Source organism: Pseudomonas sp. GW821-FHT05H12 (assembly GCF_059419385.1).
The window spans coordinates 75,251-92,605 of sequence record NZ_JBWKRS010000005.1 but is presented as its reverse complement, the minus strand read 5'-3'; the positions used below and the strand labels follow the sequence as shown (position 1 = coordinate 92,605).

17 protein-coding genes are annotated in these 17,355 nt (G+C 61.9%); 13 read left to right on the top strand and 4 right to left on the bottom strand.

The window, feature by feature from the left end; genetic code table 11:
- Nucleotides 1-7 precede the first annotated feature (7 nt).
- Together cysD and AC07SU_RS06150 are read right to left on the bottom strand one after the other, a co-directional pair.
- A complete protein-coding gene (gene cysD / locus AC07SU_RS06155) occupies nucleotides 8-925 on the bottom strand; it encodes a sulfate adenylyltransferase subunit CysD (RefSeq protein WP_005784641.1) in 918 nt (305 codons plus the stop codon).
- A 268-nt stretch (nucleotides 926-1,193) separates the two neighbouring features.
- Entirely contained in the window at nucleotides 1,194-1,952 is a 759-nt protein-coding gene (locus AC07SU_RS06150) for a Nif3-like dinuclear metal center hexameric protein (protein WP_176995171.1), read from the bottom strand.
- A 102-nt stretch (nucleotides 1,953-2,054) separates the two neighbouring features.
- Here AC07SU_RS06150 and algW point away from each other — a divergent pair, with 102 nt between their 5' ends.
- Together algW and AC07SU_RS06140 are read left to right on the top strand one after the other, a co-directional pair.
- The gene (gene algW / locus AC07SU_RS06145) at nucleotides 2,055-3,209 is read left to right on the top strand and encodes a Do family serine endopeptidase AlgW (protein ID WP_176995172.1); all 1,155 of its coding nucleotides are present in this window, start codon (nucleotides 2,055-2,057) and stop codon (nucleotides 3,207-3,209) included.
- Between the two features lie 111 nt (nucleotides 3,210-3,320).
- Entirely contained in the window at nucleotides 3,321-5,414 is a 2,094-nt protein-coding gene (locus AC07SU_RS06140) for a TonB-dependent siderophore receptor (protein WP_494996522.1), read from the top strand.
- 138 nt (nucleotides 5,415-5,552) lie between these two features.
- On the opposite strand, the gene hemH is transcribed toward AC07SU_RS06140, so the two are convergent.
- Together hemH and AC07SU_RS06130 are read right to left on the bottom strand one after the other, a co-directional pair.
- Nucleotides 5,553-6,575: a ferrochelatase gene (gene hemH / locus AC07SU_RS06135; RefSeq protein ID WP_494996521.1), complete on the bottom strand. Its 1,023-nt coding sequence runs from the start codon at nucleotides 6,573-6,575 to the stop codon at nucleotides 5,553-5,555.
- A gap of 14 nt (nucleotides 6,576-6,589) precedes the next feature.
- On the bottom strand, nucleotides 6,590-7,489 hold the full coding sequence (locus tag AC07SU_RS06130; protein ID WP_494996520.1) for a TIGR01777 family oxidoreductase: 900 nt from the start codon (nucleotides 7,487-7,489) through the stop codon (nucleotides 6,590-6,592).
- Between the two features lie 210 nt (nucleotides 7,490-7,699).
- Between AC07SU_RS06130 and AC07SU_RS06125 the strand changes: the two genes are divergently transcribed.
- The 11 genes from AC07SU_RS06125 to AC07SU_RS06075 all read left to right on the top strand — a co-directional run bounded on the left by AC07SU_RS06125 (nucleotide 7,700) and on the right by AC07SU_RS06075 (nucleotide 17,333).
- Nucleotides 7,700-8,686 (top strand): NAD(P)/FAD-dependent oxidoreductase, encoded by a 987-nt coding sequence (locus AC07SU_RS06125; protein WP_176995176.1) that lies wholly within the window; start codon nucleotides 7,700-7,702, stop codon nucleotides 8,684-8,686.
- Complete coding sequence (locus tag AC07SU_RS06120) at nucleotides 8,683-8,898, top strand: TIGR02450 family Trp-rich protein (protein WP_176995177.1); 216 nt, start codon at nucleotides 8,683-8,685, stop codon at nucleotides 8,896-8,898. The genes AC07SU_RS06125 and AC07SU_RS06120 overlap by 4 nt, the downstream gene beginning before the upstream one ends.
- A gap of 111 nt (nucleotides 8,899-9,009) precedes the next feature.
- Entirely contained in the window at nucleotides 9,010-9,969 is a 960-nt protein-coding gene (locus AC07SU_RS06115) for a YbgA family protein (RefSeq protein ID WP_494996519.1), read from the top strand.
- Nucleotides 9,970-9,971: 2 nt separating this feature from the next.
- Complete coding sequence (locus tag AC07SU_RS06110; RefSeq protein ID WP_494996518.1) at nucleotides 9,972-10,901, top strand: MerR family transcriptional regulator; 930 nt, start codon at nucleotides 9,972-9,974, stop codon at nucleotides 10,899-10,901.
- Entirely contained in the window at nucleotides 10,902-12,347 is a 1,446-nt protein-coding gene (phrB, locus tag AC07SU_RS06105; protein WP_494996517.1) for a deoxyribodipyrimidine photo-lyase, read from the top strand.
- Nucleotides 12,340-12,762: a nuclear transport factor 2 family protein gene (locus AC07SU_RS06100; RefSeq protein WP_494996516.1), complete on the top strand. Its 423-nt coding sequence runs from the start codon at nucleotides 12,340-12,342 to the stop codon at nucleotides 12,760-12,762. Before phrB ends, AC07SU_RS06100 begins: the two co-directional genes overlap by 8 nt.
- Nucleotides 12,759-13,541, top strand: a complete 783-nt coding sequence (locus AC07SU_RS06095) for an SDR family NAD(P)-dependent oxidoreductase (RefSeq protein WP_494996515.1) — start codon at nucleotides 12,759-12,761, stop codon at nucleotides 13,539-13,541. The genes AC07SU_RS06100 and AC07SU_RS06095 overlap by 4 nt, the downstream gene beginning before the upstream one ends.
- On the top strand, nucleotides 13,538-14,785 hold the full coding sequence (locus AC07SU_RS06090) for an NAD(P)/FAD-dependent oxidoreductase (protein ID WP_494996514.1): 1,248 nt from the start codon (nucleotides 13,538-13,540) through the stop codon (nucleotides 14,783-14,785). The genes AC07SU_RS06095 and AC07SU_RS06090 overlap by 4 nt, the downstream gene beginning before the upstream one ends.
- Entirely contained in the window at nucleotides 14,782-15,591 is an 810-nt protein-coding gene (locus AC07SU_RS06085; RefSeq protein WP_494996513.1) for a DUF1365 domain-containing protein, read from the top strand. Before AC07SU_RS06090 ends, AC07SU_RS06085 begins: the two co-directional genes overlap by 4 nt.
- Nucleotides 15,578-16,849, top strand: a complete 1,272-nt coding sequence (locus tag AC07SU_RS06080; protein ID WP_176995185.1) for an SAM-dependent methyltransferase — start codon at nucleotides 15,578-15,580, stop codon at nucleotides 16,847-16,849. Before AC07SU_RS06085 ends, AC07SU_RS06080 begins: the two co-directional genes overlap by 14 nt.
- Nucleotides 16,842-17,333: a DUF2878 domain-containing protein gene (locus tag AC07SU_RS06075; RefSeq protein WP_494996512.1), complete on the top strand. Its 492-nt coding sequence runs from the start codon at nucleotides 16,842-16,844 to the stop codon at nucleotides 17,331-17,333. The genes AC07SU_RS06080 and AC07SU_RS06075 overlap by 8 nt, the downstream gene beginning before the upstream one ends.
- The last annotated feature ends 22 nt before the right edge of the window (nucleotides 17,334-17,355 follow it).

Genomic DNA, 17,355 nt, shown 5'->3' with positions numbered 1-17,355 from the left:
CAACCCCTTAGAAATAACCCTGACGTTTTTTGTCTTCCATCGAGCCTGCACCATCGTGGTCGATGACACGGCCCTGGCGCTCGGAAGTTCGCGTCAGGAGCATTTCCTGAATGATGTCCGTCAGCGTCTCGGCTTCGGACTCCACCGCGCCCGTCAACGGGTAGCAGCCAAGGGTACGGAAACGGACTTTCTTTTTGACGATGCGGGCTTTGTCTTCGTCGGACAGGTGCTCAAGGATGCGGTCGTCGTCGATCATGATCAACGTGCCGTTCTTCTCGATCACTTCACGCTCGGCGGCAAAGTACAGCGGAACGATCGGGATGCCTTCCAGGTAGATGTACTGCCAGATGTCCAGCTCGGTCCAGTTGGACAGCGGGAACACGCGGATCGACTCGCCCTTGTTGACGTTGCCGTTGTAGACGTTCCACAGCTCCGGGCGCTGGTTCTTCGGGTCCCAGCGATGCTTGCTGTCGCGGAACGAGTACACGCGCTCTTTGGCACGGGATTTCTCTTCATCACGACGGGCACCGCCGAACGCGGCGTCGAAACCATGCTTGTCCAAGGCTTGCTTGAGGCCTTCGGTCTTCATGATGTCGGTGTGCTTGGCGCTGCCGTGGGTGAACGGATTGATGCCCTGCGCCACGCCGTCCGGGTTGACGTGGGTGATCAGGTCCAGGCCCAGCTCTTCGACCATCTTGTCGCGGAACTTGTACATCTCCTGGAATTTCCAGCGGGTGTCGACGTGCATCACCGGGAACGGCAGCTTGCCCGGGAAAAAGGCCTTGCGTGCCAGGTGCAGCATCACGGCGGAGTCTTTACCGATCGAGTAGAGCATCACCGGGTTGTCGAACTCGGCGGCGACCTCGCGGATGATGTGGATGCTTTCCGCCTCCAGCTGTTTCAGATGCGTCAGTTTGTCGACCATGGCTACTCACGAAAACGATCTTATGGACGGCCAGCGGGCCGTGTTCGAGCGGGGCATGCTAGCACAGCACCTGCTTCTATTCAGGGAGCCAACTAGATCGAAACGGTATATGAATATGCCCCTCAGTTTGGGCCGAAACGCGGTCAAGGGTGGGAGCTGGCTTGCCTGCGATGGCATCACCCGGGTTTTTCTGAATCACCGAGGTGTCTGCATCGCAGGCAAGCCAGCTCCCACACAAGCCTGCCACATTATTGTTCAGCAGCGAGGATCAAATGGGATTCGGGCAATCGATGAACAGATGCTCCAGGGCAAAGCGCCGTGCCAGGTAATCGCCCAGCGCCTGCACGCCATAACGCTCGGTGGCGTGGTGGCCAGCCGCGATGAAACTGACGTCGTTTTCGCGCGCACTGTGGAAGGTCTGCTCGGAGGCTTCACCGCTCAGGTACAGGTCGACACCGGCCGCAATCGCGTCGTCGATGTAGCCCTGGCCACCCCCTGTGCACCAGCCGACACGGCGGATCATTTCACTGCCTTCGATCAGCAGCGGCTCGCGCCCCATGACTTCCTGCACACGGCGCGCGAAGTCGCGGGGTGACAGTGGTTCGGCGAGTGAACCGACCAGGCCGACGACTTTGGGGTTGCTCGGGTCCAGCGGGCCTTCGACGGTGATGTCCAACTGGCGGGCCAGTTGCACGTTGTTGCCGACGTCGGGGTGCAGGTCCAGCGGCAGGTGATAGGCCAGCAGGCTGATGTCGTGCTTGAGCAGGGTTTTCAGCCGGCGCTGCTTCATGCCGGTGATGCAGGGGTTCTCGCCTTTCCAGAAATAACCGTGGTGCACCAGGATCAGATCGGCCTGGGCTTCGACGGCCGCGTCCAGCAGGGCTTGGCTGGCAGTCACGCCACTGACGATGCGCGTCACCTGCGGGCGGCCTTCGACCTGCAGGCCATTGGGGCAATAATCGGCAATTTTTGCGCTGCCGAGGTAGCGGTCCGCTTCCTCGACGAGGGTGCTAAGGGGGACGGCCATAAAAGACTCCTAAATATCCCGTTCCGAGGCGCTCGCAGCCTCGTATAATGCGCGACATTATGGGCGCTCTCCCGCCCCCTGCAACCTGTCAGGACTTACTTGATGCTCAAGGCACTGCGTTTTTTTGGATGGCCATTGTTGGCTGGCGTGCTGATCGCGATGCTGATCATTCAGCGTTTCCCCCAGTTTGTAGGCCTACCCAGCCTTGATGTGAACCTGCAACAGGCCCCGCAGACCAGCGCGGTGGTGCAAGGCCCGGTGACCTACGCGGATGCTGTCGTCATCGCGGCGCCTGCCGTGGTCAACCTGTACACCACCAAGGTCATCAACAAGCCGGCTCACCCGCTGTTCGAAGACCCGCAGTTCCGCCGCTATTTCGGTGACAACGGGCCCAAGCAACGGCGCATGGAGTCCAGCCTGGGTTCCGGGGTAATCATGAGCCCTGAAGGCTACATCCTCACCAACAACCACGTGACCACTGGCGCCGACCAGATCGTGGTGGCCCTGCGTGATGGCCGCGAAACCCTGGCCCGCGTGGTCGGCAGCGACCCGGAAACCGATCTCGCCGTACTCAAGATCGACCTCAAGAGCCTGCCATCGATCACCATCGGCCGCTCTGAAGCGTTGCGCGTGGGCGACGTGGCGCTGGCGATCGGCAACCCGTTCGGCGTGGGCCAGACCGTCACCATGGGCATTATCAGCGCCACCGGACGTAACCAGCTGGGGCTCAACAGCTACGAAGACTTCATCCAGACCGACGCGGCGATCAACCCGGGCAACTCCGGGGGCGCACTGGTGGATGCCAATGGCAACCTGACCGGTATCAACACGGCCATTTTCTCCAAGTCCGGTGGTTCACAAGGCATCGGCTTTGCGATCCCGGTGAAGCTGGCCATGGAGGTGATGAAGTCGATCATTGAACACGGCCAGGTGATTCGCGGCTGGCTGGGGATCGAAGTGCAACCGCTGACCAAGGAACTGGCCGAGTCGTTTGGCCTGACCGGGCGCCCAGGCATTGTGGTCGCAGGGATTTTCCGCGACGGCCCGGCGCAAAAAGCCGGCCTGCAATTGGGTGATGTGATCCTGAACATCGATGGCGAGCCGGCCGGAGATGGTCGCAAGTCGATGAACCAGGTGGCGCGGATCAAACCGACCGACAAGGTGGCGATCCAGGTCATGCGCAACGGCAAAGAGATCAAGCTGATGGCCGAAATCGGCCTGCGCCCACCGCCTGCACCGGTGAAAGAAGAGGAATAACGCCCGCGAACAGGTGCTCGTTTTCGGGCACCTGTAAGGCAATGTTTCGAAGCGATTCATTCTCATTAGGCATGTTATATTGTTTCAATATCGCTATTGGAACGCTCTATCATGCCGTCTCGAAAGTTTGCCCCCTTGGCTGGCCTGGCCTTGGGTTTGCTGCTCGACCCCGCCTACGCCGAAGACAATACCGTTGAACTGGACACCATCAGCGTCACCTCCGACGCCTACGAGTCCGCCACTGGCCCGGTCAACGGCTATCGCGCCACCCGTTCCGCCGGCGCGACCAAAACCGACACGGCCCTGCGCGACATCCCACAATCCATCAGCGTGATTCCCGCCACCGTGCTCAAGGACTTGGGCAGCACCAGCGTGGAACGCGCGCTGGAATTTGCCGGCGGCGTGTCCAAGCAAAACAACTTCGGCGGCCTGACACTTTACGAATACAGCGTGCGCGGCTTCACCACCTCGGAGTTCTACGTGGACGGATTCAGCGCCAACCGCGGCTACCCGAGCACACCGGACACAGCCAATATCGAGCGCATTGAAGTGCTCAAAGGCCCCGCCGCCAGCCTGTACGGACGCGGCGATCCGGGCGGCACCGTGAACATCGTCACCAAAAAACCCCAGCCCGACGCCTTCACCACCCTGCAAACCAGCGCCGGTAGCTGGGACCGCTATCGCACCGCCCTGGATGTGAACACGCCACTGGACCCCGAGGGCCGCGTGCTGTCACGTGTGAACCTGGCGGTCGAAGACAACCACAGCTTCCGCGACCACGTGGGCGCCAAGCGTGTCTTTGTCGCACCGTCCTTGAGCTGGCAGTTGGACTCGGACACCACCCTGCTCGTCGAAAGCGAATTCGTGCGCCACCGCTCCACGTTCGATCGAGGCATCGTCGACGCCCCCGGCGTATCCCGCAGAACCTTCCTCGGCGAGCCCAACGACGGCGACATCAGCAACCACAACAACCGCCTCCAGGCGGCCCTCGAACATCACCTCAACGACGCCTGGAAACTGCGCCTGGCCAGCCACTACAAACAAGGCAGCCTGTGGGGTGACGCATCGGAAAGCCGCGCACTCAACGCCGATGGGCATACCGTCAACCGCCGCTACCGCGAGCGCTCCACCGGTTGGCACGACAGCATCACCCAGCTTGAACTGCGCGGGCTGTTCGACGTTGGCAGCTGGCAGCACGAACTGCTGATCGGCACCGAATACGAGGACTACCGCAAGAAAGAACGCGTGACCGCCATCGCCGGCAGCCCCTACGCCATCGACCTCTACAACCCGGTCTACGGCCAGCCCAAACCCAACGGCCTGCGCTCGGGCACCGATTTCTTCGAGCAGACCAAAAGCCACGCGCTGAACCTGCAGGACCAAATCATCTTCACCGACCGCCTGCGCGGCATGCTCGGTGCGCGCTTCGAGCATTTCGACCAACACATCGAAGACTTCACCGGCGCGCCCAAAAGCCACCAGACCCACGACGCCTTCACCCAGCGCGCGGGCCTGCTGTATCAACTCACGCCGCACGTCGGCGTATTCGCCAACGCCTCCACCTCGTTCAAACCCAACAGAGGCCTGGGCGCCGACAAAAAACCCTTCAAACCCGAAGAAGGCGTGGGCTATGAAGTGGGGATCAAGAGTGAACTGTTCGACGACCGCCTCAGCACCACCCTCGCCGCCTTCCATATCGAAAAGGAAAACGTGCTGACGCTGGACCCGGCCACCAACCTCAACCGCGCCATGGGCAAAGCACGCAGCCAAGGGTTCGACCTGCAAATGACCGGGCAGGTGACAGACGCGGTGCGAGTGATCGGCGCGTTCGCCTATATCGATGCTGAAGTGACCAAAGGCGACAAGGCGATTCCAGCCGGTAGCCGGATACTGGGCGTGGCCAAGCGCAGCGGCAGTCTGTTGGGCGTATATGAATTCCAGGACGGTGCGTTGCGCGGTTCCGATCTGGGCGCGGCGTTCACCTATGTGGGCGATCGCTCCGGCGAAGCAGGCGGTCGCTTTGAGCTACCGGCTTACCATACCGTCGATTTGCTGGCCCATTACAAGGCGACGCAGAACGTCACCCTGGGCCTGAACCTCAACAACCTGTTTGATGAGAAGTACTACGAGCGGTCCTACAGCAGCTACTGGGTGAACCCGGGCGAACCGCGCAACCTGACCGTCAGCCTCACCCTTAACCTGTAAACACGGTAAAAAATGTGGGAGGGCTAATGTGGGAGCGGGCTTGCCCGCGATAGCGGTGCATCAGCCAACAAATCAATCGACTGACACGCCCCATCGCGGGCCAGCCCGCTCCCACATTTTGATCTTCACTGGCTTTAGCTATAGAGACACTGGTGCTTTTTCGCACAAGGCATTCAACGCCTTCGCCCACTGCGGGTCGTCATTGAGGCACGGCACCAGCACCAACTCCTCGCCTCCGGCCTCGCGGAATTGTTCCAGCCCACGATCGCCGATCTCTTCGAGCGTCTCGATGCAATCGGCGACAAACGCCGGGCACATCACCAGCAGCTTTTTCACGCCTTGCTGGGCCAGCGCTTCCAGGCGGGCCTCGGTGTAGGGCTCGATCCACTTCGCCCGGCCCAGGCGCGATTGGAAGGCCACCGACCACTTGTCCTCTGGCAAGCCCATGCGCGCGGCAAAATCCCGTGCCACGCTGAAACACTGCCCGCGATAACAGGTGGCACGCACCTGCGCCGAGGCGTTCGCGCAGCAATCGGTGGCACCGTCGAAGGTGTGGCCAGGGTTGAGTTTTTGCAGATGCCGCTCCGGCAAGCCGTGGAAGCTGAACAGCAGGTGATCGTAATCCTGCTGCAAATGCGGCTTGGCGCTGGCCACCAGGGCGTCGAGGTATTCGGGTTGGTCGTAGAAGGGTTGCAGGATCGCCAGCGGCAGATCGAGTTTTTTCTCACGCAGCACGCGGCGGGCTTCTTCAACCACCGTGGTCACCGTGCTGTCGGCAAACTGCGGGTACAGCGGCGCCAGGGTGACCTTGCGAATGCCTTGGGCGGCGAGACGGGTCAACACGCTTTCAATCGACGGCTCGCCGTAGCGCATCGCCAATTCCACCGGGCCGTGGGTCCATTGCGAGGTCATTTGCTGTTGCAGGCGACGGCTGAGCACCACCAGCGGCGAGCCCTCGTCCCACCAGATGGACGCGTAGGCGTGGGCTGATTGCTCGGGGCGCTTGATCAGGATCAGCGACACCAGCAAACGCCGCACCGGCCACGGCAAGTCGATCACGTAGGGGTCCATCAGGAATTGATTGAGGTAGCTGCGCACATCGGCCACCGAAGTGGACGCCGGTGAACCCAGGTTGACCAGTAACAACGCGTGATCCGTCATGCAACATCCTATGGCTAGAGGCGGCTGGACAAGTCTTCCAGGGCCGCGTGCAACTCTGTGAACTGAAAAGTGAAACCGGCCGCCAGCAAGCGTTCGGGAACCGCTTTCTGGCCGCCCAACAGCAACCCGGACAACTCGCCCAGCCCAACCTTCAACGCAAACGCCGGCATCGGCATGTACGCAGGGCGGTGCAGCACCTGGCCCAGGGTCTTGGCAAACTCGCGGTTGCGCACTGGGTGCGGCGCGCACGCATTATAAGGACCGCTGGCGTCGTTCTTGTGCAGAAGAAAATCAATCAGGGCGATTTGATCCTTGATATGCACCCACGGCATCCACTGCCGACCATCGCCGATCGGCCCGCCCAGCGCCAGCTTGAATGGCAGCAGCAACCGCGACAAAAAGCCGCCCTGCGCCGCCAGCACCAGGCCGGTGCGCACCAGCACTACGCGCACGCCCAAGGCTTCGGCGCGCAAAGCGGTTTCTTCCCAGGCAATACAGAGCTGGCTGGGGAAGTCATCCTGCACCGGGCCGCTTGCCTCGGTCAGTTCGCGCTCGCCGCCGTCGCCATACCAGCCCACCGCAGAACCCGATATCAGCACGGCGGGTTTGTGCTCCAAACCCTCGATCCACGCCAGCAGGGTTTCGGTGAGGCTGATACGACTGCTCCACAACAACGCCTTGCGTTTGCGGGTCCAGGGGCGATCCGCGATCGGCGCACCCGCCAGGTTGATGACCGCATCCACCGGGCCGATCACCTCTTGCAGACGGCCAACGCCCAGCACTTGAGCGCCACACCATTTGGCGACCGTCTCCGGCTCACGGCTCCACACCGTAAGTTGATGCCCCTGCGCCAGCCAGTGTTGGCACAGTTGGCGGCCGATCAGACCCGTACCGCCGGTCAGCAAAATATGCATGGGACGCTCCTGATGTAACGTTCGCCGTCGATCACTGGTCTATTTTATAGAAAGGGATCATTTGTAAACGGGCGTAACGTTGGCTAAGCCTCAGCTTTAACCATAGGTCACACCGTTAGAACAGGCACGCCAAAACTTATACCAAAAAACAATATTGTACAGCTATTGGTGTCGGCGTAGTCTGCACCCAAAGGTAAAACGAGGCCTCCCATGACTGTTCCCATCGCGATCATCGGCACCGGCATCGCCGGTCTCTCAGCCGCCCGAGCGTTACGAGACGCAGGGCATGTTGTACAACTCTTTGATAAAAGCCGCGGCAGTGGTGGCCGCATGTCCAGCAAGCGCAGCGATGCGGGCGCCTTGGACATGGGCGCACAGTACTTCACCGCCCGCGACCGGCGCTTCGTCAACGAAGTGCAACGCTGGCAAAGCAACGGTTGGGCCGAGCAATGGAAGCCCCAGCTGTACAACTTCAAGTCCGGCCAACTCACCCCCTCCCCCGATGAACAGATCCGCTGGGTCGGCACGCCACGCATGAGCGCCATCACCCGCGCCCTGCTCGATGACCTGCCGGTGGAGTTTGGTTGCCGTATCACCGAAGTGTTCCAGGGCACCCAACACTGGAACCTGCTGGATGCCGACGGCGGCAATCACGGCCCCTTCAGCCATGTGGTCATCGCCACGCCGGCGCCGCAGGCCACCGCTCTACTGGCCGCAGCGCCCAAACTGGCGAGCGCCGCCGCAGGCGTGAAGATGGACCCGACCTGGGCCATCGCCCTGGCTTTCGACACGCCGCTGGACACCCCCATGGAAGGCTGCTTCGTACAAGACAGCCCCCTCGACTGGCTCGCCCGTAACCGCAGCAAGCCCGGGCGCGACACCACCCTGGACACCTGGGTGCTGCACGCCACCAGCGCCTGGAGCAAGGCGCACCTGGACTTGCCCAAAGAAGCGGTGATTGAACACCTGCACGGTGCCTTCGCCGAACTGCTGCACAGCGCCATGCCCGCGCCATCCTTCAGCCTGGCGCACCGCTGGCTGTATGCGCGGCCGTCCAGCAGCCACGAATTCGGTGTGCTGGCCGACGCCGACCTGGGCTTGTACGTGTGTGGCGACTGGTGCCTCTCGGGCCGGGTCGAAGGGGCATGGCTCAGCGGCCAGGAAGCCGCACGACGCTTGATCGAACACCTGCAATGAACCGCATCAACCCGGCCAAATTGCTGCTGTCGAAATGGACAGCAGCCCATCCACGCCACAAGGAAAAACACTTCCTGGTCACTGAGCTGTTTCGTGACGAAGAAGGCACCGTGCTGGAAATCGAGCTGCAAGCCGTAATGACCCGACGCGCTGAACGCCTGGCCTGGCAAACCCTGCAAAACGCCGAAGCCTGGCGGATGGGCTGGAAGTAACACTCCGCAAATACTTGTACAAAATATTTGACTTGTACAGCATCAAATCTATGATGAGATTTAGTTGTACAAGCTTTTCAGTTTGTATAGGAATCTCGCAGGGGTTTGGCCATGTCCAGCAGTGCAAAACCAAAGATCGCCATCAGCGCCTGTTTGCTGGGCGAAAACGTGCGCTTCAACGGCGGCCACAAACAATCCCTGCTGTGCAGCCAAACCCTTTCTGACTATTTCGACTTTGTGCCGCTGTGCCCAGAAGTCGCCATCGGCCTGGGTATCCCCCGCGAACCGATCCGCCTGGTGGGCGACCCCGCCCACCCGCAAGCCGTTGGCACTGTGCACCGTGAACTCAACGTCACCCAGCCGCTGGACGCTTACGGCGAGCAGATGGCGGCGGAACACACTGACCTGTGCGGCTACATCTTCATGCAGAAATCGCCGTCCTGTGGCCTGGAGCGGGTCAAGGTGTATCGCGACAATGGCACCCCGGTGGACGGCGGCGGGCGCGGCATCTATGCCCAGGCTTTTTGCGCACGCCACCCCAACCTGCCCGTGGAAGAAGACGGTCGGTTGAATGACCCGGTGCTGCGTGAAAACTTCCTGACACGCGTCTTCGTGTACGCCAGCTGGCAGCAATTGCGCGCTGAAGGCCTGACCCGCCACGGCCTGCTGGCCTTCCATTCTCGCTACAAATACTTGCTGATGGCCCACAGCCCGGCGCATTACAAAAGCCTCGGCCACCTGCTCGGCAGCATGAGCAAGCACACCCATCTCGAAGAATTGGCCGACTGCTACTTCAGCGACCTGATGACCGGCCTGAAAAAATGCGCCACCCGTGGCACCCACACCAACGTGCTGCAACACATCAGCGGCTACCTCAAGCAGGCCATCAGCGCCGACGACAAGCAGGAAATGCAAACCGTCATCGGCCAGTACCGCCATGGCATCGTGCCGCTGGTGGTGCCGTTGACCCTGCTCAAGCACCACTTTCGCCAACACCCGGACCGTTACATCGCGCAGCAGGCTTACCTGCAGCCGCACCCGGAAAATCTCAGCCTGCGAAACGCGATCTAACTATGAAACCTGCCCTGCAAGACGAACCCGGCGAAGACATTGCCAAAGCGCTCGAAGACGGCTGGTTGCCGATTCGCGAAGTGGCGCGCCAGACCGGCGTCAACGCCGTGACCCTGCGCGCCTGGGAGCGCCGCTATGGCCTGATCGTGCCCCAGCGCACGCCCAAGGGGCATCGGCTGTTCAGCGTCGAGCATGTTCAACGTATCCACGCCATTCTGACGTGGCTCAATCGCGGCGTGCCGGTCAGCCAGGTGAAAAGCCTGATCGACTCCGCGCAGGCCTTCCCCGACGCCGTTGAAAATGAATGGCATGCCTTGCGCCAGAACCTGGTGACCGCCATCAGCGAACTGGCCGAGCGCCGGGTCGACGACGCCTTCAACCAGGCCATGGCGCTGTACCCGCCGCGCACCTTGTGCGAGCAACTGATGCTGCCGCTGCTTCAGGAACTGGAGCAACGCTGGCAAGGCCAGTTCGGCGCGCAGATGGAGCGGGTGTTTTTCCTGTCCTGGCTGCGCAGCAAGTTCGGCGCACGCATTTACCACAACAACCGCCAGCTTCAAGGCGCGCCGCTGTTGCTGGTCAATCATTCGGACCTGCCCCTGGAGCCCCACCTGTGGCTCAGCGCCTGGCTGGCGAGCAGCGCCGACTGCCCGGTGGAAGTCTTCGATTGGCCGTTACCGGTGGGCGAGTTGGCCCTGGCGGTGGAGCACCTGCAACCCCGCGCAGTGTTGTTGTACTCAAGCAAGGCCCTCCACCTGTCGGCACTGGCCAAACTGTTCGGCGGCGTGAGTTGCCCAAAACTGATAACCGGACCAACGGTATGCATCCACAAGGCCGAGCTGGCCGTATTAACCCGTGACATCCCCGAATTGTTCGTGGCCGAAGACCCGTTGTCGGCTCATCAGTTACTGATCCAGCGTGGAATCGTTTAAATGCATTTGATCTGGCTGCGCACCGACCTGCGCCTACACGACAACACCGCCCTGGCCGCCGCGAGCCAGCGGGGCCCGATCGCGGCCGTGTACCTGATCACGCCCGAACAATGGCTGGCCCACGATGATGCCCCGTGCAAAGTGGACTTCTGGCTGCGCAACCTGGCGCACTTGAGCCAGGCGCTCGGTGCACTGAATATTCCGTTGCTGATCCGTACCTGCGCCACCTGGGACCAGGCGCCCGGTGTGCTGAGCAGACTGTGCCGCGAGTTGTCGGTGACATCGGTGCACGTCAACGAGGAATACGGCATTCACGAGAGTCGCCGTGATGCCGCCGTGGCCAAGACGCTGGAAGCCGACGGTGTGACATTCCACAGCTACCTGGACCAACTGTTTTTCCAACCCGGCAGCGTGTTGACCAAAACCGGCACCTATTTCCAGGTGTTCAGCCAGTTCCGCAAAGTCTGCTACACCCGCCTGCACAGCGCCTTGCCACGCTTGGTGGCCACGCCAAAGGCCCAGGCAAAAACCGCCATCCACAGCGACCCGGTGCCTGAAACCGTCGACGGCTTCGAACCGCCCAGCGACACCTTGCGCGCCCTCTGGCCGGCCGGTGAAGACGAAGCCCGCCGCCGCCTCGACGCCTTCGCCGACCAACAGATCAGCTACTACAAGGACGAACGCGACTTCCCGGCCAAGCCCGGCACCAGCCAGCTCTCGGCGTACCTGGCTGCTGGCGTGGTGTCGCCACGCCAATGCCTGCACGCTGCATTGCAGACCAATCAGGGTGAATTCGAAAGCGGCGATATGGGCGCCATCACCTGGATCAACGAACTGCTGTGGCGTGAGTTCTACAAGCACATCCTCGTGGGCTACCCACGGGTGTCGCGCCACCGTGCGTTCCGCCCCGAGACCGAAGCCGTGGCCTGGCGTAATGCCCCCAAGGACCTCGCCGCCTGGCAGGAGGCGCGCACCGGCTTGCCGATCATCGACGCCGCCATGCGCCAGTTGCTCGAAACCGGCTGGATGCATAACCGCCTGCGCATGGTGGTGGCGATGTTCCTGACCAAGAACCTGCTGATCGACTGGCGCGAAGGTGAGCGTTTCTTCATGCGCCACCTGATCGACGGCGACCTGGCGGCGAATAACGGCGGCTGGCAATGGAGCTCGTCCACCGGCACTGACTCGGCGCCTTACTTCCGCATCTTCAGCCCACTGAGCCAGTCGGAGAAATTCGACAGCGAAGGCGTTTTCATCAAGCGCTGGCTGCCAGAACTGGCCGCGCTGAATAAAAAGGAAGTGCACAACCCCGAGGCGGTCGGCGGCCTGTTCGGCGTGGCGGATTACCCGCGCGCAATCGTCGACCTGAAGAAATCACGGGAGCGGGCATTGGCGGCCTTCCGCAGCCTGCCTTCACGTGAAGCGGTCGGAGGTGCTCATGAGTGACTTCCTGCGCCGGTTTGCCCAGGCGTTTTCCACGCTGGACAAGCACAACCTGCACCTGCTCGACAGCCTGTACAGCCAGGACATCGCCTTCGCCGACCCACTGCATGAAGTGCACGGCCTGCCCGCGATGCATCGCTACTTTGCCGACCTGTACAGCAACGTCAGCCAGTTGCGCTTCGACTTCCACGGCTTCGACCAGGTGGCGGAAGGCGAAGGCTACCTGCGCTGGAAAATGAGTTTTTGTCACCCGCGCCTGGCCAATGGCAAGGTGATCCGGGTGGAAGGTTGTTCGCACCTGATGTGGCGCGACAAGGTGTACCGCCATCGCGATTATTTCGATGCCGGCGCGATGCTCTACGAACACTTGCCCGTGCTGGGCAGTGTGGTCAGCTGGCTGAAAAGGAGAATGGGATGAGCCTTACACCGCCCCGTCGTTATTGGCTGACCGGCGCCAGCAGTGGCATCGGTGCCGCGCTGGCCGTGGAACTGCTCAACAGCGGCGCCCACGTGGCGCTCAGCTCGCGCACCAAAGGCCCGCTGGAAGCCCTCGCCCAACGCTACCCGGGGCAGGTGTTGGTGGTGGCCGGCGACCTGACGAACAGCCAGACCGTGCGCGAAATCGGCGAGCGCATCGGCGCGGCCTGGGGCTCGCTCGACACGGTGATCCTCAACGCCGGCACCTGTGAATACGTGGACGCCCGGCAGTTTGACTCATCGATCATCGAGCACGTGGTGCGCACCAACCTGCTGGCCAGCAGTTACTGCATCGAAGCCGCGCTGCCCCTGTTGCGCGCCGGGCAAACGCCGCATTTGGTAGGCGTTGCCAGTGCCGTGACCTACCTGCCGATGCCGCGCGCCGAAGCCTATGGTGCGTCCAAGGCGGGGCTGCGTTACCTGTTTGAATCGCTGCGTATCAGCCTGTCGCCGGAAAACATCGACGTCACGGTGATCAGCCCGGGCTTTGTCGACACGCCACTGACCGAGCGCAATGACTTCCCCATGCCCCTGAGCTGGCCTGCCGGCAAGGCCGCGAGGCACATCTTTACCAAGCTGGAAAAACGCCCGCTGGAAATCGCCTTCCCGGCCCTTTTCATCGCCACGCTGTGGCCACTGTCGAAATTGCCCAACCGCGCGCAATTGATCATCGGCAAACGCATGCTGCGCAGCCCGCCGCCGCAGAAGGACGACCTGTGAAGATCGCGATTGTTGGCAGCGGGATTGCCGGGTTGACCAGTGCTTACCTGCTCAACCGTAACCACGACATCACGCTGTTCGAAGCGGGCGAGCGCATCGGCGGGCATACCCACACGGTCAACGTGACCGTGGAGGATAAAAGCTACGCGGTGGACACAGGCTTTATCGTGTTCAACGACTGGACCTATCCCAACTTCATTCGCCTGTTGGGGCAGATCGGGGTGACCTTCAAACCCACCGAGATGAGCTTTTCGGTGTGTGACCAGAACGAAGGCTTCGAGTACAACGGCAACAACCTCAACAGCCTGTTCGCCCAGCGCAGCAATATTTTGTCTCCGGGGTTCTGGGGCATGTTGCGCGACATCCTGCGCTTCAATCGCCAGGCGCCACTGGACCTGCAAGAGCAACGCATCAGTGCCGAGATGACCCTGGGCGATTACCTGCAGGCCGGAGGCTACGGTCCGCGATTTATCCGACATTACATCGTACCGATGGGCGCGGCGATCTGGTCGATGTCCCTGGCCGACATGCTGGGGTTTCCGTTGCAGTTCTTCGTACGCTTCTTCAAAAACCACGGCTTGCTCTCGGTGAACAATCGGCCGCAGTGGTGCGTGATCGACGGCGGCTCCAGCAGCTACATCGAACCGCTCACCCGCAGCTTTCGTGAACACGTTCGGCTCAATTGCCCTGTGCATAACGTGGAGCGCACAGAGGATGGCGTGGTTATCCACAGCCCGGCCGGCCGCGAAACCTTTGATCGGGTGGTGTTTGCCTGCCACAGCGACCAGGCCCTGGCGTTGCTCGCCGACCCAAGCCAGGCCGAACAGGAAATCCTGGGCGCCCTGCCCTACGCCGACAATGACGTGGTGCTGCACACCGACACCCGCCTGCTGCCGGACCGCAAACTGGCCTGGGCCAGCTGGAACTACCGGCTGACCGGCAGCGAGCAGACCCAGGCGGCCGTGACCTACGACATGAACATCTTGCAAGGCATCGACAGCGCCACCACCTTTTGCGTCAGCCTCAACCAGACGCCAATGATCAACCCGCTGAAGATCCTTGCCCGCTACACCTACGCACACCCGCAATACAGCCTGGCGGCCGTGGCTGCCCAAGCGCGCTGGCAAGAGTTGCACGGCACGCGCAATACCTTTTATTGCGGTGCCTACTGGGCCAACGGTTTCCACGAAGACGGCGTGACCAGCGCCTTGCGTGTGGCCGAAGCCTTTGGAGAGCGCCTGTGAACAGTGCCCTGTACAGCGGCTGGATCGCCCATCGGCGGTTCGCGCCCAAGGCCCATGCGTTTCGTTACCGCATCGGCCTGCTGTACCTGGATTTGAGCGAACAAGACGAAGTGCTCGGGCTCTCGCCCCTGGCCGGCGCGAGTCGCCTGGCGCCCTTCGGCTTTCGCCAGCAGGACTACCTGCGTGAATTGACGCGCCACGGCATGAGCTTGACCGATGCCGTGCGCCACGAAGTCGGCAAGGCACTGGGGCGTACACCCCAGGGCGTAATCTGCCTACTGACCCAGGCCCGCAGTTGGGGCCTGGCTTTTAACCCTGTGAGTTTCTTCTACTGTTTCGAGGCCGACGGACAACTGGCCGCGATCCTGTGTGAAGTGACCAACACCCCCTGGCGCGAGCGCTATCACTACGTGCTGCCCGCCCAGGCGCTGGGTTCCGATGAGCACCAGCATTTTGCCGTGGCCAAGGCTTTTCATGTGTCGCCGTTTTTGCCGCGCGAGCTGGAATACCGCATGAGCTTCAGCCCGCCCGCTGCCAAGCTGGGTGTGCACATGGCCGACTGGCAAGGCGACTTTAAAGTCTTCGACGCCACCCTGAACCTGCAAAAAGAAGCCCTGAGCCGCGCCAGTCTGCACCGCTACCTGTGGCGCTTTCCGTGGATGACCGCCAAGACCTGCCTGGCGATTTACTGGCAGGCCCTGCGCCTGTTGCTCAAACGCACACCGATTTTTTCCCACCGGGCCGCCGATGGCGCCTCTCGCACCGCAGTCGGGTATACCAAGGATCGCCGCCATGAAAACCCCTAGCTTATCGGTCAAGGCCAACCGCCTGAACGTCAACGGCATGACCACCGCGCTGCTGCGCAAGGCGGTACTGCGCCAACTCAGCCAGTTGCGCCATGGCCAGTTGGTGGTGATCGAGGACGGCGAACGCCAAGTGTTCGGTGCCCGGGAAGCGCACCTGTTGGGGGAAATCCAGATCCTCGATTCGGCCGTGTGGGGCCTGGTGGCGGCCAACGGCTCCATCGGTGCGGGCGAGGCGTTTATCCACGGTTATTGGAGCAGCCCGGACCTCACCGCCGTGGTGCGGGTGATGGTCAGCAACCTGGATGTTCTGGATGCGATGGAGGGCGGCCTGGCGCGACTGGCTCGCCCGTTCACCCAAGGCCTGCACTGGCTCAACCGCAACACGCGCAAGGGCTCACAGAAAAACATCGCCGCTCACTACGACCTGGGCAATGACCTGTTCGAAGAATTCCTCGACCCGACGATGATGTATTCGGCGGCGCAATTCCTGACCCCCGACGACACCCTGGAACAGGCGCAGTTGAACAAACTGGAGCGCATCTGCCAGAAGCTCGCGCTCAAACCGACTGACCACTTGCTGGAAATCGGCACCGGCTGGGGCAGCATGGCGCTGTATGCGGCCCAGCACTATGGCTGTAAGGTCACCACCACGACCTTGTCCAAGGAGCAGTTTGCCTACACCGAAAAACGCATCGACGCCCTGGGCCTGAACGACCAGGTGACCCTGTTGCTGCAAGACTATCGCGACCTCACCGGCCAATACGACAAGTTGGTTTCGATCGAGATGATCGAGGCCGTGGGCCACCGGTTTCTGCCGACCTACTTCAAGCAATGCGCGCACCTGCTCAAGGCCGACGGCCTGATGTTGCTGCAAGCCATCACCATTCGGGAACAGCGCTTCGAGCAGGCCAAGAACAGTGTCGACTTCATTCAGCGCTATATCTTCCCCGGTGGCGCCCTGCCGTGCGTGCAAAACATGCTGCACATCGTCAGTCGCGACACCGACATGAACCTGCTGCACATGGAGGATTTCGGCCTGCACTACGCGCGAACCCTGCGCCTGTGGCATGAGAACTTTCGCCGCGCCCACGGCCGCCTCGCCGAGTTGGGCTACGATGAGTACTTCCTGCGCTTGTGGGAGTTCTACTTGTGCTACTGCGAAGGGGGGTTCATGGAACGAACGATTGGTACCGCACAGTTGCTGCTGGCCAAGCCTGCGGCGATCAACCCGCCGCTGCTCGGGCGCTTCAGTGCTTAAACCGCTGGTCAATGCCGCGCTGTTCCAGTGCGGCTGGTTTGCCTGTGTACTCGGTGGCGACAGCCGCTGGCTGCTGGTGGGGTTCGCCGCGCTGGCCCTTCATTTGCTGTGGACAAGTTCCTGGGCCGAGGAAGGCCAAGTGATCCTCGCCGTGACCTTGCTCGGCACAGTGATCGACACCTCGTTGCGCACCTTTGGTGTGTTTCATTTCAGCCTGCCCGGGCCGCTGATTCCGTTCTGGCTGGTACTGCTGTGGGCATTGCTCGCGACTACCTTGCGCCATTGCCTGGCGTGGACCGCACGCCCTTGGTGGCGCGCCAGCGTGCTGGGCGCGGTGGCCGGGCCCTTGTCCTATTACGCAGGTAGCCAATTGGCCGGGGTGAGTTTCGGCTACGCCACGGCGCCTACGCTGATCGGCCTCGCGCTGCTGTGGGCCGTGGTGTTCCCGGTGCTGCATTGGGTTGCGCGGCAGCTGGGGCACTGACGTCTGTCAGAGCAATCACACG